The following is a 23,054-nucleotide window of genomic DNA, read 5'->3' as shown; positions in this document are numbered from 1 at the left end:
AATGAACAACCCCCTTGAATTGACGAATGAACTGGTGGCGGAAGCCTTTGCCGATTACCGCAAGAATCAGGCCTATCGCATTGACGAAGTGACCGAAGCCAAGGCCCATGATCAGGGCGCGCGCGTGGGCGTCAGCCGCAAGCACGAGTCCGCACACCTGCATGTGGCCGGCGAGGCCGCCTATATCGACGACCTGCCCGAGCTGGAAGGCACGCTGCACTGCGCGCTGGGGCTCTCGCCCGTGGCCCACGGCCGTCTGACGGCGCTGGCGCTGGAGGCCGTGCGCGCCATGCCCGAAGTGGTGGAGGTGATCACGGCTGCCGACATCCCCGGTGTCAACGACTGCGGCTCCATCATTCATGACGACCCGATTCTGTGTGATGGCGAAATCCGCTACGTAGGCCAACCCTTGTTCGCCGTGATTGCCCGCTCGCGCGATGCGGCAAGACGTGCGGCCGCCCTGGCCAAGGCTGCGGCCACCATCAGCGAGCTGCCGCCCGTGCTGACACCGCGCAAAGCCCATGAGCTGGGCCAGTACGTGATGCCGCCCATGCACCTGGAGCGCAGCACGCGGGAAGGCGGCGCGCGCGCCGCCATGGATGCTGCGCCGCACCGCCTCAAGGGTTCCTTCGATGTGGGCGGGCAGGAGCAGTTCTATCTGGAAGGACAGATCAGCTACGCCACGCCCAAGGAAGACGGAGCTGTGCATATTCATTGCTCCACCCAGCATCCCAGCGAAATGCAGCATCTGGTGGCTCATGCTCTGGGCGTGGCTTCGCACAGCGTGCATGTGGAATGCCGGCGCATGGGTGGCGGCTTCGGCGGCAAGGAGTCGCAGTCGGCGCTGTTCGCCTGCGTGGCGGCCGTGGCGGCAACCAGGCTGCAGAAACCGGTCAAGCTGCGCCTGGACCGCGACGACGACTTCATGATCACCGGTCGCCGTCACTGCTTCTGGTATGAGTACGAAGTGGGTTATGACGATGAAGGCCGCGTGCTGGGCGCCGAGATCTCCATGGTCTCGCGCGCCGGTCACTCTGCCGATCTGTCGGCGCCGGTGATGACGCGTGCGCTCTGCCATTTCGACAATACCTACTGGCTGCCCGATGTGCTCATGCATGGCTATATGGGCAAGACCAACACCCAGAGCAATACGGCTTTCCGTGGCTTTGGCGGACCTCAGGGCGCGATTGCCATCGAGAACATTCTGGATACGGTGGCGCGCAGCCTGGGGCGCGATCCGCTCGATGTGCGGCGCGTCAACTTCTACGGCAAGGGCGAGCGCAACATCACGCCTTACGAGCAGGTCGTGACCGACAACGTGATTCACGAGCTGGTGGCCGAGCTGGAGGAGTCCAGCGACTATCGTGCGCGCCGTGCGGCCGTGAATGCCTTCAACGCCGGCAGTGCCGTGCTCAAGCGCGGCCTGGCGCTGACACCTCTGAAGTTCGGTATCTCCTTCAATGTGGCCCACTTCAACCAGGCCGGCGCGCTGGTCCATATCTATACCGATGGCTCGATTCTCGTGAACCATGGCGGCACTGAAATGGGCCAGGGCCTGAACACCAAGGTGGCGCAGGTGGTGGCACATGAGCTGGGCGTGGCATTCGAGAATGTGCGTGTGACGGCCACCGATACCAGCAAGGTGGCCAACACCTCGGCCACGGCGGCCTCGACGGGAGCCGACCTCAACGGCAAGGCCGCACAGGATGCCGCACGCCAGCTGCGCGAGCGTCTGGCCGAATGCGCCGCACGCCTGCATGGCGGCGATGCCCATGACGTGCGCTTTGCCAACAATGCGGTGCAGGTCAATGGCCAGAATGTGCCGTTTGCCGAGCTGGTGCGCGCCGCCTATCTGCAGCGTGTGCAGCTGTGGTCGGATGGCTTTTATGCCACGCCCGGCCTGCACTGGGATGGCAAGCGCATGAAGGGCCACCCCTTCTTCTACTTTGCCTATGGCGCGGCCGTCAGCGAAGTGGTCATCGATACGCTGACGGGCGAATGGAAGCTGTTGCGCGCCGATGTGCTGCATGACGTGGGCCGCTCGCTGAACCCGGCCGTCGATGTGGGCCAGGTGGAGGGCGCCTTCATCCAGGGCATGGGCTGGCTGACCACCGAGGAGCTGGTCTGGCATCCGCAAACCGGAAAGCTCACGACCCACGCGCCCAGCACCTACAAGATTCCTACGGCCAATGACTGCCCGCCGGTCTTCAATGTGCGCCTGTTCGAGGGCGATAACTATGAAGACTCCATCCACCGCAGCAAGGCCGTGGGCGAGCCCCCGCTGCTGCTGCCGTTCTCGGTGTTCTTCGCGATTCGCGATGCAGTGTCGGCCGCCGGCGAGCACCGGATGAACCCTCCACTGCAGGCGCCTGCCACGTCAGAAGCCATCCTGCGCGCAGTGGAAGCCGTTCAAGGGCACACTGGCTAGTTTTTCCTCACAGGTGTTGTCGCCTTGCGGGGCGGCAGCCATTCTGAGTCATGGCTGTTTGCCGCGGGGCAAGGCCATGTGCTGCGCCGCTCATTTGGCGGCGCAGGACCGGGCGCGTTCCTCGCGTTGCGCCTCGCATGCAAAACAACACGGAGACTATGCAATGAACTGGACAGAGCGGATATTCAAACTCAGGGAGCACAACACCAATGTGCGCACGGAACTGGTCGCAGGGCTGACGACCTTTCTTTCAATGGCCTACATCATGTTCGTCAACCCCTCCATTCTGGGGGATGCGGGCATGCCCAAGGGCTCGGTCTTTGTCGCCACCTGCTTGATTGCAGCGCTGGGGTCGACCATCATGGCGCTGTATGCCAACTACCCGATTGCGCTGGCGCCGGGCATGGGGCTGAACGCCTATTTTGCCTACGTGGTGGTGCTCAAGATGGGCTATACGTGGGAGGCTGCTCTGGGGGCGGTTTTCGTCTCGGGATGTCTGTTCCTGATCTGTACCATGCTGGGCTTGCGTGAGCTCATCATCAAGGGCATACCGCAGTCCATACGCGTTTCCATCACCGTGGGTCTGGGTCTTTTCCTGGCGCTGATCGCGCTCAAGACCGCCGGTGTGGTTGCCGCTGACCAGAATACCTATGTGACGTTGGGCGATCTGCACAAGCCCGAGGTCATCATGGCGCTGCTGGGCTTTTTGCTGATCGTGGTGCTGGACCGCCTCAAGGTGCCGGGCGCCTTGCTGATCGGCATCCTGGCCGTGACAGTGGCCTCGTTCTTCTTCGGCGGCAACACCTTCCATGGCATCTTCTCGGCACCTCCTTCCATCGAGCCCACTTTCATGAAGCTCGACATCAAGACGGCGCTGACCACGGGCTTCCTCAACGTGGTGCTGGTGTTCTTCCTGGTGGAGCTGTTCGATGCCACCGGCACGCTGATGGGCGTGGCGCGTCGCGCCGGTCTGCTGGTGCCCGAGCGCATGGGGCGTTTCAACCGCTCGCTGCTGGCCGATTCAGGCGCGATCTTTGTGGGCTCCATCCTGGGTACTTCCAGCACCACCGCCTATGTGGAGAGCGCTGCCGGTGTGCAGGCCGGCGGCCGTACCGGTCTGACGGCTCTCACGGTTGCCATGCTCTTCCTGGCCTGCCTGTTCATCGCACCGCTGGCCGGTGTCGTGCCTGGCTATGCCACTGCGCCTGCTCTGCTGTTCGTGGCCTGCCTGATGCTGCGTGATCTGACGGAAGTGCAGTGGGATGAAACCACCGAAGCCATACCGGCAGTCGTCACCGCGCTGATGATGCCTTTCACCTACTCCATCGCCAACGGTCTGGCCTTCGGCTTCATCACCTATGCCGTACTCAAGCTGTGCACAGGCAAGGTCAAGGAGGTGCACTGGATCATGTGGGTGATTGCTGCCCTGTTCCTGTTCAAGTTCATCTACGTCGGCGGCCACTGATCTTCAGGCGCTGATCGAACCCGGCATGGCTCGAAGGAGCCAGCCGGACAGGACATCCAAGATGCGAAAAGCAGTCCGGCTACTGGTGGGGCGGGCTGCTTTTTGCATTGTGAGGGTCAGGCCTGCCGATGGCCTGTGCCTTGATAGGCAGACGCCCGGATGGTCAGTCATTTCCCCGGGCCTCAACAACATTGATTTCATGAGCATATTGCCGAATCAAAGCTTGTTGTGCGTTCGTGCGCCTGGCCTCGATGGGCGCCTGCCGCCTTAAGTGCCTGACAGCACAGCGAAATCCATGTGCGTCCGCTGGACCGACACCGGCGCTCGGATGAGTTGGTTGTTTCCAAATTTGAAATCAATATTTTTTGATCTGTCGACTGCTCCCTAGCATCTGTCCCATTGCATACATGGGAGAAGAAAGTGGACAAGCGTCGATTTCTGCTGGCCGGGCCTTCATGGCTGGCAATGGCGGCAGCCGGCATCACCGGTGCTGCGCATGCTGCGGCAGACGCCAAGACCAGGCTGGTTGTCGCTGACCAGAGCGAGCTGATTCGCCATCTGCTGGATGCCAGCGGCGAACGCAAGAAGACCGGCTTTCAGCTGGAGCTGCCCAATTTTGCCGGCGGTCCGGCCATCTTCGAGGCCATCCGCGCCGGGGCACTGGACATGGCTTATGTGGGAGATACGCCTCCCATACAGGCGCGGGCCGCAGGCGTGAACCTGCCCATCATCGCGACCTTCACCCGAGCCAGGGCTGAATATCGTTTGCTCCAGCATGCCGGTGCCGGGGTGGAGCGCCTGAGCGATCTGCGTGGCAAGCGCGTGAGCTATGTCGAAGGCTCGGGTCGCCAGGTTTTCCTCATCGAGGCCCTGAACCGGGCGGGCCTGACGCTCAAGGATGTCACGCTGGTGCATCTGCGCGTGGCCGAACTTAACGATGCCCTGCGTGCCCGGGCCGTGGATGTCGCCACCATTGCCGAGCCGCATGTCACGCGGCTGTCCAGGCAGATCGGTGCGCGTGTGGTGCCCGACCCCCTGGAGCGTCAGCTGCTGCCTTCCACCTCCTATATCTATGCCCGCCCGGATGTGCTGGCCGATCCGCAGAAGGCAGAAGCCATCCGCGAGTTCCTGGCCTCCTTCGTGCGCGCGGGGCGCTGGAGCAATGTCCATCGCAAGGAATGGGAGCAGCATTACCTGCGCAATTTCCAGCGTCTCGATGCCGAGAGCGCTGCGGCCATACAGGCGGCGCAGGCTCCGCTCGAGTTCCAGACCGCCGCACAGGCCCAGCCTCATCATCAGAAGCTCATCGACATCCTGCACAGCGCTGGCAGTTTGCCCCGGCGCCTGGATGCCAGGGACTCCTTTGTGGCGAGCTATGACGGCGTGATCGTCGCCAATCGCTGAGGAGTTGCCGTGATGACTCCGATTCCTCTGGACGCGCGCGTGGCCGGCTGGCAGTCTCAGACCGGAGCGCCGCTTGCCGCGCCGGACCGCAAGGCCCCAGCACTGGTGCCGGCCCGCCTGTCGCCGGGCATGCTGCTGGCCGGGCCGGCCCTGCTGCTGCTGTTGTGGGAGACCGCATCGCGCCTGGGTTACCTCTCGCCCGAGACGCTGACCGCACCGTCGCAGGCATTGGGCACCGGCTATGAAATGGCCCTTGATGGAAGCCTGCTGCCGCATCTGATGGCTTCGGCCGGGCGAGCCTACACGGGACTGTTTCTGGGCATTGTGGTGGGCGTGCTGCTGGCGCTGGTCGCCGGACTGAGCCGCAGCGGCGAGGCCCTGATCGATGGTCTGGTGCAGATCAAGCGGGCCGTTCCCACGCTGGCGCTGATTCCTCTCGCCATCATCTGGCTGGGCATAGGCGAGGCGATGAAGGTCTTCCTCATCTTCACCGCCGTGCTGATTCCCATCTATATCAACACCCATGCAGCGCTGCGCAGCATAGACATCGGTCATGTGGAGCTGGCTCAGACGCTGGGACTGTCGCGTGCCGAGTTCATTCGCAAGGTGGCCCTGCCGGGAGCCTTGCCGGGCTTTTTTGTCGGCCTGCGCATGGCGGTCTCGCTGTGCTGGACGGCGCTGGTGGTGCTGGAGCTGATCAACACGCAGACCGGTATCGGCTATCTGATGAACCGTGCGCGCGATTGGGGGCAGACCGATGTGATCGTGGTGGGAATCCTGATCTACGCCTTGCTGGGTCTGTTCTCCGATGCCGCAGTGCGGCGCCTGGAGGCACGTGTGCTGTCCTATCGGAGGTCGCTGGGATCATGAGCAATCCATCATTGACCGGTGCCGTGCAACTGCATGGCTTCAGCCGCAGTTTTCATGGCAGACGGGTGCTCGATGACATCCATCTTGATATTGCGCCGGGGCAGTTCGTGGCGCTGCTGGGGGAGTCGGGCTCCGGCAAGACCACGCTGTTGCGTGCATTGGCCGGTCTGGACGCAGAGGCGCAGAGTTCGGGGATGGCGCTTGCGCATGGCAATGTGTCCGTGCTGTTCCAGGACTCGCGCCTGCTGCCCTGGCTGACGGTGCTGGACAACCTGACGCTGGGCCTGGACGCGCAGACGGCCCGTTCCGCCGCAGTGCAGTTGCTGCGCGAGGTTGGCCTGGAAGACAAGGCCGCAGCCTGGCCTGCCACCTTGTCCGGCGGGCAGAAACAAAGAGCGGCACTGGCTCGCTCCTTGTTGCGCGAGCCGCATGTGCTGCTGGCCGACGAGCCTTTTGGCGCCCTGGATGCGCTGACCCGCCTGCGCATGCAGGGCCTGCTGCGGCGCATGGTGGAGCGCATACGTCCGACGGTGATTCTGGTGACCCACGATGTGGACGAGTCTCTGCTGCTGGCAGACCGGATTCTGGTGCTCAGGGACGGAAAGATCGCCGAAGACCATGCGCTGGATCTGGCCCATCCGCGGCGACCGGATCACCCCGCTTTCATGCAGCTGCGCACGACCTTGCTGCGCAGCCTGGGTGTGGAAGCCGAATTTTCCTGAAAGAAGCCCTGCCATGACACGACAACTACACCTGAACCTGTTTCTGATGACACGAGGCCACCACGAAGGTGCCTGGCGTCACCCCGGAGCCAATCGCAAGGCGCTGACCGATCTGGAGCTCTATGTGGATGCGGCCCGCATCGCCGAGGCCGCCAAGTTCGATGCCGTATTTCTGGCCGACGGGCTGGTTGGACCCGACAACGGGCAGATGGCTTCTTCAGGCCAGCTCGAGCCGCTGCTGCTGCTGGCTGCACTGGCGCAGCATACCGAGCGTATCGGGCTGATCGGCACGGCTTCCACCACCTACAGCCTGCCCTATACGCTGGCGCGGCAGTTCGCCACGCTAGACCACCTGTCCAAGGGCCGGGCAGGCTGGAATATCGTGACCTCCTGGCTGCCCAGGGCCGGCGAAAACTACGGGCTGCAAGAGAACGTGGAGCATGCCGAGCGCTACCGCATCGCCGACGAGTTCGTGGCCGCAGTGGATGCGCTATGGCGCAGCTTTCCGGGCGGGGCAGTGGTGGACGATGCCGAATCGGGCCAGTTCCTGGACATAGGCCAGGTGCGCCCCGTCAACTATGCGGGCACGCATATCCGTACGCGTGGACCGCTGAATGTGCCGGGCAGCCCCCAGGGCCGTCCGGTACTGGTGCAGGCCGGGCAGTCCGAAACCGGTCGGGCCTTTGCCGCGCAATGGGCCGAGGCCATTTTCACGGCGCATGGCAGCAAGGAGTCGGCGCAAGGCTTTTATGCCGATATCAAGGGACAGGCGAAGGCCCTGGGACGCAGGGCCGAAGACATTGTGATTCTGCCGGGCATCAGTGCCGCGATTGGCTCCACGGAGTACGAAGCCCGTCAGGTGTGGGAGGAACTCGACAGCCTGACCAGCATCGAAGTGGGACTGGGACGCCTGTCGGCACGGTTTGGCGGCCATGACTTCAGCAGTCTGCCGCTGGACCGCCGCTTGACCCGCGACGATTTTCCCGACCCCGCGCTGGTGGAAGCTTCCAGGAGTCGCGCCATGGGCTATGTGGAGACCACGCTGCGTGACGGACTCACGCTGCGTCAGCTGCTCAAGCGACTGGCAGGCGCGCGCGGGCATCTGGCGATTGCCGGCACGCCCGAGCAGGTGGCGGACACGATCGAAGACTGGTTCCGCACGGGCGCTGCCGATGGCTTCAATGTGATGCCACCGGTGATCACGCAGCAGCTGGAGCTGTTTGCCAGCGAGGTCGTGCCCATCTTGCGCAAGCGTGGACTGTTCCGCAGCGACTACGAGAGCAGCACGCTGCGCGGTCATTTCGGCTTGCCCGATCTGCCGGCCGTGCAGCACAGGCTGCAGGCAGATGCCGCAGTAGCGGCCTGAGCCTGCAGGCGGGCCGGCGACCGCGCTGTCAAGCGGGGTGGATGGCGCCCAGAATGCGCGGGCCGCTGGCGCCTGTCACGCTGGCCAGATTGCCGGGCAGGCCCAGCAGGCATTGACGTGCCAGCCAGGCAAAGGCGGCTGCTTCCACTTCGAGCGGGGGCAGGCCGCACTCTGCCGTGGAGCTCACCTTCACGCCCGGCAGCAGGGCGGCAAGACGCTGCATCAGATAGGTGTTCAGTGCGCCGCCGCCGCAGACCAGCAGTTCGGTGCCGCCCCTGCCGAAACGCTGCACGGCATGGGCGCAGCTGGCGGCCGTGAATTCGGCCAGGGTCGCCTGTACATCGACTGCGGCGGCCTGGGCCGCATGCTGCTGCAGATGCCGCTCCAGCCACTCGGCGTGAAACAGATCGCGCCCCGTGCTCTTGGGCGGCTGCTGGGCCAGATAGGGGTCGCCCAGCATGGCGGCCAGCAGCTCGGGCAGGACCTTGCCGCTGGCGGCCCACCGGCCGCTCTCGTCATAGCTCCTGCCGGTATGGCGCAGGCACCAGCCGTCCATCAGCGCATTGCCGGTGCCGGTGTCGAAGCCCAGCACCGAGCCGTCGGCACCCAGCACGCTGAGATTGGCAATGCCGCCGATATTGAGCACCAGCGCGGTTTCAGCGGGCCTGCCGAACACGCTTTGGTGAAAGGCCGGTACCAGCGGCGCGCCCTGGCCGCCTGCCGCCACATCGCGGCTGCGCAGGTCCGCGACGACGCTGATGCCGGTCAGCTCGGCCAGCAGGGCGGGGTTGTTGAGCTGCAGCGTATAGCCCGTGCCATCGAACATTTGCGGACGGTGGCGCACGGTCTGGCCATGGGCGCCTATGGCTGCGATCTGCCCGGCCCGGACGCCGGCTGCAGTCAGCAGTTGCTCCACCACCTGAGCATAGTGGCGCACCAGTGCGTTGGCGGCCAGGGCGGCGCGATGCAGCTCGTCCTGGCCACCAGCGGTGTTGAGGGCCAGCAACTCGGCGCGCAATGCCGCGTCGAAGCCGCAGCTGGCATGTTGCAGCACTCGCGTGCCCTGGCTGAAGTCCACGAGAACCCCGTCGACGCCGTCCAGCGATGTACCGGACATCAGGCCGATATAGAGGTTGCTTTGAGCGGCTTGTTCAATGGCATTGGACATGGTAGATCAGAGGGTTGGCGTGCGGTTTACTATCTTAGCTGTAGCGTTTGCGGCTTTCCTGGCGGTCGCTGCAAACGATCCTGATGCGGAAATGAAAAAGGGCTGCAATTTGCAGCCCTCAGGTTGTGTCGCAGCGATGGATCAGCGTGTGCTGGCCAAGGCGAACGACTGCGTGCCGGCGTTAAGTTCGATGCGCATCTGCGCTGCCTGCTGCTCGAAGGCCGGGCGGGCGCCTTGGAGATAGGCTGGGCGGCGTCGGTGATCTGGGCAATGGTCAGCGGGTCGCGCTGCTCGCCCTTGTCGCGGAACTCGAAGTGCAGGTGAGGGCCGGTGGCCCAGCCCGTGGAGCCCACGGCGCCGATGATGTCGCCCTGGTCCACGCGTTGACCGTGCTTGACGTCGATGCGGCTCAGGTGGGCATACACGGTGGTGTGCTGGTTGGCGTGATCGACAAAGATCACATTGCCGTAACCGTTTTGTACGCCGGCAAAGGACACGATGCCGTCGCCCACGGAGCGCACCTTGGTGCCCGTGGGGGCCGCGAAGTCGGTGCCCAGATGGGCGCGCCAGGTTTTCTGGATGGGGTGGACGCGCATGGAAAAACCGCTGCTGATGCGCGAGAACTCCACGGGGTAGTTCAGATAGGCCTGGCGCAGGCTCTTGCCGTCCAGCGTGTAGTAGGCGCCTTTCTTGCCTGCTTCCTGGAACCACATGGCCTGATGCGACTTGCCATTGTTGTAGAACTCGGTGCTCAGCACGCGGCCGGCGCGCAGCGGCTCGCCATCGGCTTCCAGCGATTCATAGACCACGGCAAAGCGGTCGCCCTTGCGCAGGCCGCGGCGGAAGTCCAGCTCGCCCTGGAAAATGTCGGCCATCTGCATGGAGACACTGTCGGGAATGTCGGAGGCATCCGTGGCGGCAAAGAAGGAGGAGCGAATCACGCCACCCGCGAGGCGGGGGCTGGCCGTGAGCTTGCCGGTCTCGATCTTGGACTGCAGCTTGCCGTCCACGCGTTCCACCGTCAGGCGCTGAAAGCTGCCATCTTCGCTGGGAGCCCAGCGCACGGTCAGCTGGCTCAGCTGCTGGTCGGGCGTTGTCTCTGCGGACACCAGGCGGCCGGCGCGGCCCAGCACGTTCTGGCGCACGGCTTCGTTGCTGCGCATGAAGGCTGCGGCCTGCGGGTCGGCAATGCCAAGGCGCTGCAGCAGCGACTCTGTGGTGTCGTTGCTGCGGGTGTATTCGGAACGGTAGAGGGAGAAGGACTGCAGATCCGTCAGATCGGCCAGATCCTGGCCAGCGGCCAGGGAGGTGACGGGTTCGGTCAGTGTACGTACGGGGAGGTCGGCGGGGTCGGGGCCCAGGCTGGCCACAGCGAAGGCGCCGCTGCCACCGGTCAGCAAAACAGTCGCCAGCGCCGCCGTGGCGCGCTTGGGGTGTTTTTGCAGAGCCGATGTCAGCCGCGCAAGCAGAGCACCGCCGGCATTTTTCAAGCCAGTCATCAAAACATCAAATCCTTGGGAAAGCGTGTCGGTGGAGTTGGTATTTGTTACGACTGACACGTCTCCAGCAGCTCTACCGTGCCATAAGTCCATCCAAAGAGGTCTTTATGAGGGAGCAGTCTAGAATTGACCGTAACACCAAACCTCCAAGTATATCGGCCGCGTCCTACTTCGCCTGCCGAAAAACCCTTATGAATCAATCTGCTGTTACAAGTTTTCCCGTGACCGACAGAGTGAACCAGGCGCTGGAAGTCACTCTGCGTGGAGTCGATGAGCTGCTGCCCAAGGACGAGTGGGTCCAGAAACTGGCCAGGTCCGAAGCCACCGGCGTGCCCCTGCGCATCAAGCTGGGTCTGGACCCGACAGCCCCCGACATTCACCTGGGCCATACCGTGGTGCTCAACAAGATGCGCCAGCTGCAGGATCTGGGCCATCAGGTGATCTTCCTGATCGGCGACTTCACGACGCTGATCGGCGACCCTTCGGGCCGCAACTCCACGCGTCCGCCGCTGACGGCCGAGCAGATCAAGGTCAATGCCGAGACCTATTACACCCAGGCCGCCAAGGTGCTGGACCCGGCCAGGACCGAGGTACGCTACAACAGCGAATGGTGCGACCAGCTGGGCGCGCGCGGCATGATCCAGCTGTCGGCCAAGTACACGGTGGCGCGCATGATGGAGCGCAACGACTTCCATACGCGCTTCACCGACGGCAGCTCCATCAGCCTGCACGAGTTTCTCTACCCGCTGCTACAGGGCTATGACTCGGTGGCGCTCAAGTCCGATCTGGAGCTGGGCGGCACCGATCAGAAGTTCAATCTGATGATGGGCAGGCATCTGCAGGCCGAGTACGGTCAGGAGCAGCAGTGCGTGCTCACCATGCCGCTGCTGGTGGGCCTGGATGGCGTGCACAAGATGTCCAAGTCCAAGAACAACTACATCGGCATCACCGAGGACGCCAACACCATGTTCGCCAAGGTGCTGTCGATCTCGGACGAGCTGATGTGGGACTGGTACACCCTGCTGTCCTTCAAGAGCCTGGCCGAGATTGCCGCGCTCAAGGCCGAGATCGAGGCCGGCGGCAATCCCAAGCATGCCAAGGTGGCGCTGGCCAAGGAGATCACCGCGCGCTTCCACAGCGCCGAAGCCGCCGATGCGGCCGAGCAGGATTTCATCAACCGCTCCAAGGGCGGCATTCCCGATGACATCCCTGAAATCAGCCTGTCCGGCGCTCCGCTGGGCATTGGTGCGCTGGTCAAGCAGGCCAATCTGGCTGCATCGACCGGCGAAGCCAACCGCCTGATCGATGGCGGCGGCGTGCGCGTTGACGGCAACGTCATCAGCGACCGCGCACTGAAGCTGGATGCCGGCACCTTTGTGCTGCAGGTGGGCAAGCGCAAGTTTGCGCGTGTCACGCTGAGCTGAGCGCCCTGGGGCGCTTCGCCCCATTCGCCCCGTTCGCCTCTTTGCGCTTGGCGCCACAGGGCAAGGCCTTTGCCGCTGTGGCGCGGCCTAAAGAGGTGACAGTAAAAATGAGAGCTTTTTACGCTTGATACATCTGCGTTTCAAATCACTTTGTATTTGAAACCGATGCAGGTCATGCGTGAGTAGCTCTCTTTTTTATTGGGTCGGCTCGCTCGCGCCTTGCATGGCGTCGCGCGTCTGGCGGGCTTGTTCCATCAGCCACTGACAGAAGGCCTGCACTTCGGGCCGCTCGCTGCTGCGCGGGCCTTGCAGCAGCCAGTACGACAGCGGCGAGGCCAGGCGATGTTCGGGCAATACCTCGATCAGGGTGCCGGCCGCCAGCGCATCGGCTACCAGCGGCAGGCGCGCGATGGCCAGACCCTGGCCCGCCAGCGCGGCCTGCACGATCTGGTGGGCGTAGTTGAAGTACAGCCAGCGCGGCGGCTGCAGCTGGTCGCAGCCGTTGGCGGCAAACCAGCGTTGCCAGCTCAGCCACTCCAGCTGGGGCATGCGGTGCACGTCGCCGGTTTCAATCAAGGTGTAGCGGGCCGCATCGGCGGGGCTGTGCACGGCGGGGCCGCTCCTGAGCAGTGCTGGGCTTGCGACCAGCACCAGCTCTTCGCCGAACAAAGCCTTCGCCGCGGCATCGGCGACGCCGGCGCTGTAGCGTATGGCCAGGTCCACATCGGTGGTCTCCAGATCCACCACGGCGTCGCCCGTGTCTATGCGAATGTCGATATCGGGATAGGCGCGCTGGAAAGCCTCCAGACGCGGAATCAGCCACATGGCAGCAAAGCTGGCCCAGGTGGTGATGGCCACGCTCTTGCGGCCCACGGTCTGGCGGATCTGGCGCACGGTGGCGTCGATCGACTCCAGTGCAGGCTGAACGGCATGCAGCAGCTGGGCGCCGGCACCCGTGAGTTCCACGGCTCGCGAATGGCGCAGGAACAGCGGGATGCCCACCTCGTCTTCCAGCGACTGGATCTGGCGGCTGACGGCAGACTGGGTCAGTGCCAGCTCGTCCGCCGCGGCACGAAAGTTCAGGTGTCGGGCCACGGCCAGAAAGGCGCGCAGATGGCCGGCGCCGACGGCGCGGGTGCGAAGCAGCGGAGTGGGGCTGGTGGTTGCATGAGGCATGGCAGGGCAAGCATAAGGTGTTTGCGGCGACTGTTGCCTGCGCTTGCAGTTGCCGAGCACGGCTATGGGTCGATAATCAGGCGGTTTTCATTCCACAAATCAATATGACTGCACCTCTGGACATCGTCGTCATGGCTGCCGGCAAAGGCACCCGCATGAAAAGCCGCCATCCCAAGGTGCTGCAAAAGCTGGCCGGACGCGCCCTGTTGCAGCATGTGCTGGATACTGCTGCGCAGCTCAAGGCGCGCTCGGCCGTGGTGGTGACGGGCCATGGTGCTGCGGAAGTGGAAGCGGCCATCGCCGCTGCCAATGGCGCAGATGGCGCCAATGGTGCAATGGACCTGAAGTTTGTGCGCCAGGAGCCCCAGCTGGGAACCGGCCATGCCGTGCAGCAGGCCGTGCCTGCGCTCAAGGACGATGGCCTGGTCGTGGTGCTGTCGGGTGATGTGCCGCTGACCCGGGCCGACACGCTGCAGGGTCTGCTCGATGCCGCCGGCAGCGACAAGATGGCGCTGCTCACCGTGACCATGGCCGATCCCACGGGCTATGGCCGCATCGTGCGCAACGATGCCGGCACGGTGCAGCGCATCGTCGAGCAAAAGGACGCCAGCGAGGCCGAACGCGCCATCACCGAGATCTACAGCGGCATCATGGCCGTGCCCGCCAGGCATCTGACGGCCTGGCTTGCCAAGCTCGACAACAACAATGCCCAGGGCGAGTACTACCTGACCGATATCGTCGCCATGGCCGTGGCCGACGGCGTGCCCGTGGTGGGCCACCGCATTGCCGATGCGCTGCAGGTGGCAGGCGTCAACAGCCCGCTGCAACTGGCAGAGCTGGAGCGCGCCCACCAGCTGCGCCAGGCGCGCGAGCTGATGGAGCAGGGCGTGCGCATGGCCGATCCTGCGCGCTTCGACTTGCGTGACGATGCGCGCGGCGCCAAGGCCAGCCTGAGCTGCGGCCAGGATGTGGAAATCGACGTGAACTGCATCTTTGCCGGCAAGGTGACGATTGGCGCTGGTGCCCGGATCGGGGCCAACTGCCATCTCAGCAATGTGAGCATTGCCGACGATGCCGTGATCCACCCCTTCACGCACATTGATGGCGAGAAGGCCGGCGTGGAAGTGGGCCAGGGCGCGCTGGTCGGCCCGTTTGCCCGCCTGCGCCCCGGCGCCAGGCTGGGCCGCGAAGTGCATATCGGCAACTTCGTGGAAGTGAAGAACTCCAGCCTGGCCGACGGCGCCAAGGCCAATCACCTGGCCTATCTGGGCGATGCCACGGTGGGTGAGCGCGTGAACTACGGCGCAGGCAGCATCACTGCCAACTATGACGGCGTGAACAAGCACCGTACCGTGATCGAGGCCGATGTGCATATCGGCAGCAACTGCGTGCTGGTGGCTCCGGTGACGATTGCCGCCGGCGGCACCGTGGGCGGTGGCTCCACCGTGACCAAGAACACCGAGGCTGGTGCCTTGACGGTAGGACGTGGCAGGCAGGTCAGCATCCGCAACTGGAAGCGCCCTGAAAAGCTGCCCAAAGCCTGATGGAACAAGCGCAGCAAGCTTTGGAGAGCATGGCGCCTCAGTCCCTGGACGAAGCGCTGGCGCTGCTGGCCAGGCGCGAGGCCGAACTGGCCGCCTTGCGCACGGCCCAGCAGGAGTGGATGCATGCCGTCTCGCATGATTTGCGGGCGCCGCTGCGCCATCTGCTGGCTTTCAATCCGCTGGTTGCCGAGCTGCTGCAGTCCGCCAGCCCCGGTGCCGAAGACCTGGAGGAAGCGCGCAGCTTCCTCCAGACCATGGATCAGTCCGCCCAGCGCATGGCGGCCATGTTCGACGGCTTGCTGCAGCTGAATCGGGCTCAGAGCCATGTGCTGCAGCCGCAGCCTGTGGACTTGCTGGCCTTGCTGGGCAGTCTGCGCCAGCGTCTGCAGGCAGGCGCGCAAGGCCGACGCATAGAGTGGTGTCTGCCCGCTGTCGCCCCCATGTTGCAGGCAGATCCGCGTCTGCTGGAGCAGGCTTTGGACGCAGCTCTCGCCAATGCCGTCAAGTTCACGCGGGCCGTGCCGCTGGCGCGCATTCAGGTCGATGTGCAGCGTGACGGGCAGGGGGGCTGCTTCATCACCGTGGCCGACAACGGCGCCGGCTTCGAGCAGGCGCGGTCAGGCAAGCTGTTTGGCGTCTTTCAGCGCATGCATCGCGAGGCCGAGTTCGAGGGCCTCGGCATCGGCCTGGCGCTGGTGCGCGATATCTGCCGCCGCCATGGCGGCGAGGCGGAAATCCAGGCCCAGCTCAATGCGGGATGCCAGTTGCAGATGCATTGGCCCACCTGCCTGCCCTGAGTGGTCAGACCACGTCGCGGTCCAGGCTTTCCTGCTCGGCGCTCGCCGGGCTGATTCGCGTGGATTCCGGTCGCATGGGCATGGTCGAGGGACTGTGCTGCCGCTCGGGTTGCTGCGTGGCATCCATCACCTGGTCGCGCCCGCCGCTCTTGGCACTGTAAAGCGCACTGTCGGCCGCTTTTATCCACTCGGTCACCGAGCCAAAACCTTCATCGGCTGCCGCAACGCCGATACTCGCACTGATGTGCAGCTGTGGATATTCGCGAATGCGTATCTGAGCAATTTTCTCGCAAATACGCATGGCGACCGAATATGCCTCCTTGGCCGTGGTGTGCTTGCAAAGCACGGTGAATTCATCGCCGCCGTAGCGCCCAGCAATATCGTTGCTGCGCAGGCTGTTTCTAATCGCCAGCCCGATCATTTTCAAAACATCGTCGCCCACAATATGGCCGTACAGATCATTCACGCTTTTGAAACGGTCAATGTCAATCACCAGCAGGCAGGTCTGCTCCTTGGCGGTGCGGTGCTGATGCAGCGCGGCACGGGCTTTTTTCCACCAGTAATCGCGGCTGTATACCGTGGTCAGAGGATCAATGCGCCCCAGCAACTTGAGCTGCAGGTTCTGCCTGGCCAGAGTCTTGAGCATTCGGCTGTTGGACCAGCTTGCATAGGCGCTGTGCAGGATGATCAGCGGCAGCAGGCTGAGCTGTACCGCCAGTGGTGCGGCCCATTGCGGGGTGGGCGTTATGGCGATGCTCATGAAAAGCATGCCGCACAGCAGCGCGATCAGGGAGGGCAGCCAGCGGCGCTTCAAACCGGTATAGAAGCGATCGGCCACGCCTATGGCCAGAATGCAGATGCTGGGCAGCAGGCTCCAGTGCATCAGAGAAATCCAGCAGCCGACGATCAGCGCATCTATCAGAGAATTGAAATACTCGGCATGGAACTGATCCTGTTGCCGGCTTGAATGCAAGAAAGCAATATGCGGCCATACCAGCGCACTGACCGTCGTGAATGCCCACCAGGCGAGATTGGTCGGGAGATATGACAGGCTCGCAGCCACCACCGCTCCGCCCAGTGCCATATAAGAGGCGCGCAGAGGGTAGGTCCGGCGGTGAATATCTCGATGCAAGGGCATCTGGTGGAATTGGCTTAAGTCAAGGATGCGAGAATAATCTAATTAATACAATTTGTATCAAATATTGAGGGACTTGCGCGGCATCCGCACCACACATGACGGTTCAAAAATAAAGGCGTGCAAGTCCCTAATGATTGGAGACGGGCAAGGGCAGTTCGGTACTGAATTTGGCGCGCTTGATGCTGAAGAAGGCTTTGACATTGCGCACATTGGCATCCTGCGTGAACAGCTTCTGGCTCAATGCCAGGTAGGCAGGCATATCGATGGTGGCAATGACGAGGATGAAGTCGGGGCCGGGAGAGACGCGCCAGCATTGCTGCACGCCGGGTTCAGCCACGGCTTTGTGCTCGAATTGCAGCAGTGAGCTGCTGTCCTGCCGGTCCAGCGAGACTTCCACAATGGCCTGCAGGCCATGACCGGTGAGGCGGGCGATGTGTTCGCTGCTCAGGATGGCGACTTGTTTCTCGATCAGACCCAGCTCCTGCAGGCGTTTGACCCGGCGTAGGCAGGTAGGGGCAGACAGCTCGAGATGCCGGGCCAGGGCCTGGTTGCTCAGGCTGGAATCCAGCTGCAATTGCTGCAGCAGTTGCAAGTCGGTGTCATCCAGATTGATGGAATTTTCATTCATTTATTTAAATTTTATTGAATAAATAATCAATATTCCGATTCGATGAAATTTTCAATCATTTTGTTGTTTTTATTGATTGAAAATTTTTTATTGCAACCGTTAGCATGCTCGCTCAAACAACCTAAGGTGTACCTCTATGTGTGGCATTGTTGCTGCGGTGTCTCATCGCAATATCGTTCCGGTTCTGGTCCAGGGTCTGCAGCGGCTGGAGTATCGCGGCTATGACTCCTGTGGTGTGGCTGTACAGGCAGCGGATGCCAGCGGCTTGAGCCTGGGCTTGCAGCGTGCACGCTCTACAGCCCGCGTGGCCGAGTTGATGGAGCAGGTCAAGACCGAGCATGTGGAAGGTTTCACCGGCATTGCCCATACCCGCTGGGCCACTCACGGCGAGCCTGCCGTACGCAATGCCCACCCCCACTTCAGCCATGGTCCCGGCATCTCGCCCGTGGCCGATGCCGATGCGCCGGCCCGCGTGGCCCTGGTGCACAACGGCATCATCGAGAACTACGAAGCCCTGCGTACCGAGCTGCAGGCCAAGGGCTATGTATTTGCCAGCCAGACCGACACCGAGGTCATTGCTCACCTGGTGGACAGCCTCTACAACGGCGATCTTTTCGAAGCCGTGCAAGCCGCGACGGCTCGCCTGCATGGCGCCTATGCGATCGGCGTGATGCACCGGGATGAACCCCGCCGTGTGGTGGCGCTCGTGCCGGCTCGCCGCTGATTCTGGGTGTGGGCAAGGACGGCGCGGAACATTTCCTGGCCAGCGATGCAATGGCGCTGGCGGGTGTGACCGACCAGATCGTGTACCTGGAAGAGGGCGATCTGATCGATCTGCAGCCAGGACGCTACTGGGTCATCAGCAAGAGCGGCGAGCGCCTGACAGAGCAGCAACGCCCGGTCAGGACCGTGATGGCGCACAGCGGCGCAGCCGAACTGGGCCCTTATCGCCACTACATGCAAAAGGAAATCTTCGAGCAGCCGCGCGCTTTGGGCGATACGCTGGAAGGCCTGAAGAACATTGCCCCCGAGCTGTTTGACGGGGTCACTTCGGAAGGCAAGACCGGCGCGGCGGCCTGGCGAGTATTCAAGGAGATCGACCGGGTCCTGATCCTTGCCTGCGGCACCAGCTATTACAGCGGCTGCACGGCCAAGTACTGGATAGAGGCGATTGCCGGCATCCCCTGCAATGTGGAGGTGGCCAGCGAGTACCGTTACCGCACCAGCGTGCCCGATCCCAAGACACTGATCGTGACCATCAGCCAGTCGGGCGAGACGGCCGATACATTGGCGGCCCTGCGCCATGCCCAGAGCCTGGGCATGAAGCACAGCCTGACCATCTGCAATGTGGCCACCAGCGCCATGGTGCGCGAGTGCGAGCTGGCCTATATCACGCGCGCCGGCGTGGAAATCGGCGTGGCATCGACCAAGGCCTTCACGACGCAGCTTGCAGGTCTGTTCCTGCTGACGCTGGCGCTGGCCCAGTCCAAGGGACGTCTGACGGAAGAGAAGGAGCAGCAGTATCTGACGGCCATGCGCCACCTTCCCGTGGCCCTGCAATCCGTGCTGGCGCTGGAGCCGCAGATCATCAGCTGGGCCGAAGACTTTGCGAAGAAGGAAAACGCGCTGTTCCTGGGTCGCGGCATTCACTACCCCATCGCTCTGGAAGGCGCGCTCAAGCTCAAGGAAATCAGCTATATCCACGCCGAAGCCTATCCTGCCGGCGAGCTCAAGCATGGCCCGCTGGCACTGGTGGACAGCCAGATGCCTGTGGTCACCGTGGCGCCCAACGACGAACTGCTGGAAAAGCTCAAGAGCAATATGCAGGAAGTGCGTGCGCGCGGCGGTGTTCTCTATGTGCTGGCCGATGCCAAGACCAATATCGAAAGCAGCGAAGGCATGCATGTGATTCGCATGCCCGAGAACTATGGTGCCCTGAGCCCCATTCTGCACGTGGTGCCGCTGCAGCTGCTGGCCTATCACACGGCGGTGGCACGCGGCACCGATGTGGACAAGCCGCGAAACCTGGCCAAGTCGGTCACGGTGGAATAAGTCGGTTGCTTCGTGCCACGAAAAAGCGCTCCCATGGAGCGCTTTTTCGTTTTTGGCATGACAGGTGGATGGCTGGCTTCAGCGCTGGCTAGACTCCTGCCGCTTTGAAGACCCGGCGCAGTACCTGCATGGGCAGAAACTTCACGCGGCGGCGTTTGAGTTCATGTCGGTAGAGGCGCTCCCTCTCAATGAAGTTGATTTTTTCTTTCATTGCGATGTGTCTGGATGGCTAACCCAACTAATCTAACAGCGTAGTGAGCATTTTTCGTAACACCCTGTCAGATGGATGCGGCATCAACATCCCGGCGTTGAAGCCCGCATGTCCTGGCATGCATGCGGCCATCTTGGCTCGCCTATGAAAAACGCCCCTTGCGGGGCGTTCGAGTAGAGCGATTTTGCTTACATATTATTGGGCAGCACGGTCACGATCTGCGGGAAGAACCACAGTATGACCAGTGCCAGCACCATCAGCAGGAAGTAGGGTGCGCAGACGCGGGCCAGATAGGTGATCTGCTTGCCCGTCATGCCCTGCAGCACGAACAGGTTGAAGCCCACCGGTGGCGTGATCTGAGCGGTCTCCACCGTGATCACGAGGAAGATGCCGAACCACAGGGGGTCTATGCCTGCGGCCTGGATGATGGGCAGAACCACGCCGGAGGTCAGCACAATGGTGGAGATGCCGTCCAGAAAGCAGCCGATGAGAATGTAGAACAGGCCCAGTACCGCAATCAGCATGGCGGGCGACAGGTTCAGGCTGCCCACGTATTCAGCCAGCTGGCGTGGCAGTCCGATATAGCCCATGGACAAGGTCATGAAGGCTGCACCGGCGAGGATCAGCGCAATCATGCAGTACAGCCGGGTGGCTCCGAACAGCGATTCCTTGAAGTTCTTCCAGCTCAGTGCACCTTGCAGGGCCGACAGAATCAGCGCTCCCATCACGCCTATGCCGGCGGCTTCGGTCGCCGTGGCAATGCCGCTGTAAATGCTGGCAATCACGCCCGAGATCAGCAGCACGACGGGGATCAGGTGGCGCGACTCGTAGACTTTCTGCTTGAAGCTCATGGTGCTGTCGGCCTTGGGCACCTTGTCCGGGTTCATCAGGGCCCAGACCACGATCCAGCCGCTGAACATCAGGGCCAGCATGATGCCTGGCAGCACGCCTGCCATGAAGAGCTTGGAGATCGACAGCTCGGCCGATACGCCGTAGACGATCAAGATGATGGAGGGCGGGATCAGCAGACCCAGTGTGGCGGGGCCGCCCAGCGAGCCGATCACCATGTTCTCGGGATAGCCGCGTTTGCGCAGCTCGGGCACATTCATCTTGCCCACGGTGGCGCAGGTGGCGGCCGAGGAGCCGGACACTGCCGCAAAAATCGTGCAGCCAATGACATTGGTGTGCAGCAGGCGGCCCGGCAGCGCATTGACCCAGGGCGCCAGACCTCGAAACATGCTCTCGGACAGATTGGTGCGGTAGAGAATCTCGCCCATCCAGACAAACAGGGGCAAGGCCGTCAAGGTCCAGCTGCTGGCAGAACCCCAGATGGTCATGGCCATGGCATCACCCGCAGCGCGCGCGGTGAAGAATTCCATGCCGAACCAGGCAACGCCTGCCAGCGTCAGTCCGACCCAGACACCGCCGCCAAGCAGGGCCAGCAGCACCACGATCAGTGCAATGCTTGCGGTGATTTCATTCATGAGGGGTTCCCTCCTTCTCTACCGCCTTGCGTTTGCCCAGCAGCTCCAGCACCAGTTCGTCGCAGAACGCGATGAAGAAAACAATCGTGCCCAGAGCCATGAAGATCTGGGGAATCCACAGCGGTGTGGCGTCTATGCCCACGGAGATGTCTTCGATTTCCCAGGATTGCCAGACCAAGCGCGTGGAATAGAAAGCCAGAAAGGCCGAAAGAATGGTGGCGATGCCAAGGGCGGTCAGTTCCAGCGCCTTGTAGGCCCTGCCCTTGAGCGCACCCAACAGCAGGGTGACGCGGATATGTTCACCTTTCTTCAAGGTGCTGGCCAGGGCCATGAAGCCAGCGCCCGCCATGGCATAGCCTGCGTAGGCATCGGTGCCCGGGGCGCTGAAGCCAAAGAGTCGGCTGGTGATGGTCAGCAGCACCATCGCCAGCACGCCGATCATGGCGATGCCGGCAAGCCAGGCACTGCCGTCATAGAGGCCGTTGAGTAACTTGCGCATGCTTGTCTTCCTGAGAGGATGAGGTCATCGGCCGCCCGCCCCGGATGCCGGGGTCGGGCGAGCCGATGCAATCTGCGCCTTACTTGCCAGCCTTGTAGCCGTCGAGAATGGCCTGGCCGTCAGCGCCGGCCTTGTCCGTCCATTCCTTGATCACGGTCGCCCCGATCTTGCCCAGGTCTGCCTTGAGCTGGGCGGAGGGCTGCTCGACCTGCATGCCGCCTTGCTTGAGGGCGGCAATCGAGCGTGCATCCACTTCCCTGGACTCTTTCCAGCCGCGCTGCTCGGCAGCGGCAGCGGCCTTGAGCACGGCCTCCTGCGTGCTCTTGTCCAGCGCGCCAAAGGCCTTCTTGCTCACGGTCACGGCATTCTTGGGAATCCAGGCCTGCACGTTGTAGTAGTACTTCAGGCTTTCAAACAGCTTGTTGTCGGCACCGGTTGCGCTGGAGGTGATCAGGCCATCCACCACGCCGGTCGCCAGAGCCTGGGACAGCTCGGCCTCCTGCACGGTCACGGGCTGTGCGCCAATCAGTTCGCCAATACGGGCGGTAGTGGGGGAGTACACGCGCCACTTCATGCCCTTGAGATCGGCCGCGGAGTTGACGGGCTTTTTGGTGTAGATCCCCTGGGGAGGCCAGGCCACGGAATACAGCAGCACCTGTCCCTGCTTGTCCAGCAGCTTTTGCAGCGCGGGTTTCTGAGCCTGATAGAGCTTGTAGGCCTCGTCATAGTTGCTCACCAGGAACGGGAGTCCGTCGGCGCCGAAGATCTGCGACTCATTCTGAAAGCTCACCAGAAAGAATTCGCCCATCTGTGCATTGCCGGTCTGCACGGCACGCTTGATTTCGGGCATCTTGAACAGCGACGCACCAAAGTGCGGCGTGATCTTGAGCTTGCCACCCGTGGCAGCATCCACATCCTTCACAAACAGTTCGTTGTTCTTGGAGTGAAAGTTTCCAGGCCCGTATGCGGTGGCGAAATCCCACTTGGTTTGTGCCATGGCATGACCGGCAATGCCGATGCCGGCGAGCAAGGTTGCGGTGGCGCAGAAAATGCGACGCTTCATGAGAACTCCTCGGATAAGAGATGCAGACGAATGAACTCAGGCAAGAGTTGTGCCAAAAGTAGCATTTGTCTCAACAAACATCTATGAGGGATTTCAACGAGTTTCAAAGAAACGTA

At 62.7% G+C, this 23,054-nt stretch carries 16 protein-coding genes and 2 pseudogenes; 10 read left to right on the top strand and 8 right to left on the bottom strand.

Going from position 1 to position 23,054, the window contains the following annotated elements; genetic code table 11:
- Position 1: 1 nt before the first annotated feature.
- The 6 genes from xdhB (at position 2) to V8Z78_RS05555 (ending at position 8,255) form a co-directional block, all read left to right on the top strand.
- A complete protein-coding gene (gene xdhB, locus V8Z78_RS05580) occupies positions 2-2,428 on the top strand; it encodes a xanthine dehydrogenase molybdopterin binding subunit (protein WP_003061735.1) in 2,427 nt (808 codons plus the stop codon).
- Between the two features lie 163 nt (positions 2,429-2,591).
- A complete protein-coding gene (locus V8Z78_RS05575; RefSeq protein ID WP_003061737.1) occupies positions 2,592-3,893 on the top strand; it encodes an NCS2 family permease in 1,302 nt (433 codons plus the stop codon).
- A 420-nt stretch (positions 3,894-4,313) separates the two neighbouring features.
- Complete coding sequence (locus V8Z78_RS05570) at positions 4,314-5,297, top strand: ABC transporter substrate-binding protein (protein ID WP_349731046.1); 984 nt, start codon at positions 4,314-4,316, stop codon at positions 5,295-5,297.
- Between the two features lie 12 nt (positions 5,298-5,309).
- Entirely contained in the window at positions 5,310-6,167 is an 858-nt protein-coding gene (locus tag V8Z78_RS05565; RefSeq protein ID WP_349731045.1) for an ABC transporter permease, read from the top strand.
- Positions 6,164-6,889: an ABC transporter ATP-binding protein gene (locus V8Z78_RS05560; RefSeq protein ID WP_349731044.1), complete on the top strand. Its 726-nt coding sequence runs from the start codon at positions 6,164-6,166 to the stop codon at positions 6,887-6,889. The genes V8Z78_RS05565 and V8Z78_RS05560 overlap by 4 nt, the downstream gene beginning before the upstream one ends.
- 13 nt (positions 6,890-6,902) lie before the next feature.
- A complete protein-coding gene (locus V8Z78_RS05555) occupies positions 6,903-8,255 on the top strand; it encodes an LLM class flavin-dependent oxidoreductase (protein WP_349731043.1) in 1,353 nt (450 codons plus the stop codon).
- Between the two features lie 28 nt (positions 8,256-8,283).
- Here V8Z78_RS05555 and V8Z78_RS05550 read toward each other — a convergent pair whose 3' ends face one another.
- A complete protein-coding gene (locus tag V8Z78_RS05550; RefSeq protein WP_349731042.1) occupies positions 8,284-9,423 on the bottom strand; it encodes an anhydro-N-acetylmuramic acid kinase in 1,140 nt (379 codons plus the stop codon).
- A 141-nt stretch (positions 9,424-9,564) separates the two neighbouring features.
- Positions 9,565-10,922 (bottom strand): annotated as a pseudogene (locus tag V8Z78_RS05545) (M23 family metallopeptidase).
- 191 nt (positions 10,923-11,113) lie between these two features.
- Between V8Z78_RS05545 and tyrS the strand changes: the two are divergent.
- Positions 11,114-12,346, top strand: coding sequence for a tyrosine--tRNA ligase (tyrS, locus tag V8Z78_RS05540; protein WP_003061750.1), 1,233 nt, complete (start codon positions 11,114-11,116; stop codon positions 12,344-12,346).
- A 195-nt stretch (positions 12,347-12,541) separates the two neighbouring features.
- Here tyrS and V8Z78_RS05535 read toward each other — a convergent pair whose 3' ends face one another.
- Entirely contained in the window at positions 12,542-13,522 is a 981-nt protein-coding gene (locus tag V8Z78_RS05535; RefSeq protein WP_349731041.1) for a LysR substrate-binding domain-containing protein, read from the bottom strand.
- Between the two features lie 104 nt (positions 13,523-13,626).
- Here V8Z78_RS05535 and glmU point away from each other — a divergent pair, with 104 nt between their 5' ends.
- Together glmU and V8Z78_RS05525 are read left to right on the top strand one after the other, a co-directional pair.
- Positions 13,627-15,066 (top strand): bifunctional UDP-N-acetylglucosamine diphosphorylase/glucosamine-1-phosphate N-acetyltransferase GlmU, encoded by a 1,440-nt coding sequence (glmU, locus tag V8Z78_RS05530; RefSeq protein ID WP_349731040.1) that lies wholly within the window; start codon positions 13,627-13,629, stop codon positions 15,064-15,066.
- Positions 15,067-15,095: 29 nt separating this feature from the next.
- Positions 15,096-15,863 carry a sensor histidine kinase gene (locus V8Z78_RS05525; protein ID WP_223305650.1) on the top strand — a complete coding sequence of 256 codons (768 nt, stop codon included), beginning with the start codon at positions 15,096-15,098 and terminating at the stop codon, positions 15,861-15,863.
- Between the two features lie 4 nt (positions 15,864-15,867).
- Here the strand turns inward: V8Z78_RS05525 and V8Z78_RS05520 are convergent, their stop codons facing one another.
- Both V8Z78_RS05520 and V8Z78_RS05515 read right to left on the bottom strand, forming a co-directional pair.
- Entirely contained in the window at positions 15,868-17,001 is a 1,134-nt protein-coding gene (locus tag V8Z78_RS05520) for a sensor domain-containing diguanylate cyclase (RefSeq protein WP_349731039.1), read from the bottom strand.
- A gap of 127 nt (positions 17,002-17,128) precedes the next feature.
- Positions 17,129-17,629 carry an Lrp/AsnC family transcriptional regulator gene (locus tag V8Z78_RS05515; RefSeq protein WP_003061762.1) on the bottom strand — a complete coding sequence of 167 codons (501 nt, stop codon included), beginning with the start codon at positions 17,627-17,629 and terminating at the stop codon, positions 17,129-17,131.
- A 136-nt stretch (positions 17,630-17,765) separates the two neighbouring features.
- Between V8Z78_RS05515 and glmS the strand changes: the two are divergent.
- Positions 17,766-19,681, top strand: a pseudogene (gene glmS / locus V8Z78_RS05510) (glutamine--fructose-6-phosphate transaminase (isomerizing)).
- A 399-nt stretch (positions 19,682-20,080) separates the two neighbouring features.
- Here glmS and V8Z78_RS05505 read toward each other — a convergent pair.
- From V8Z78_RS05505 to V8Z78_RS05495, 3 genes are all read right to left on the bottom strand, one after another.
- The gene (locus V8Z78_RS05505; RefSeq protein WP_012836941.1) at positions 20,081-21,376 is read right to left on the bottom strand and encodes a TRAP transporter large permease; all 1,296 of its coding nucleotides are present in this window, start codon (positions 21,374-21,376) and stop codon (positions 20,081-20,083) included.
- Positions 21,369-21,875: a TRAP transporter small permease gene (locus V8Z78_RS05500; protein WP_012836942.1), complete on the bottom strand. Its 507-nt coding sequence runs from the start codon at positions 21,873-21,875 to the stop codon at positions 21,369-21,371. Before V8Z78_RS05500 ends, V8Z78_RS05505 begins: the two co-directional genes overlap by 8 nt.
- A gap of 79 nt (positions 21,876-21,954) precedes the next feature.
- On the bottom strand, positions 21,955-22,938 hold the full coding sequence (locus V8Z78_RS05495) for a TRAP transporter substrate-binding protein (protein WP_012836943.1): 984 nt from the start codon (positions 22,936-22,938) through the stop codon (positions 21,955-21,957).
- Between the last annotated feature and the right edge of the window lie 116 nt (positions 22,939-23,054).

This window comes from Comamonas sp. wu1-DMT (assembly GCF_040187805.1).
Lineage (GTDB): Bacteria > Pseudomonadota > Gammaproteobacteria > Burkholderiales > Burkholderiaceae_C > Comamonas > Comamonas thiooxydans.
The sequence above is the reverse complement of the archived record's forward strand: the minus strand, read 5'-3'. Positions and strand labels throughout refer to the sequence as shown.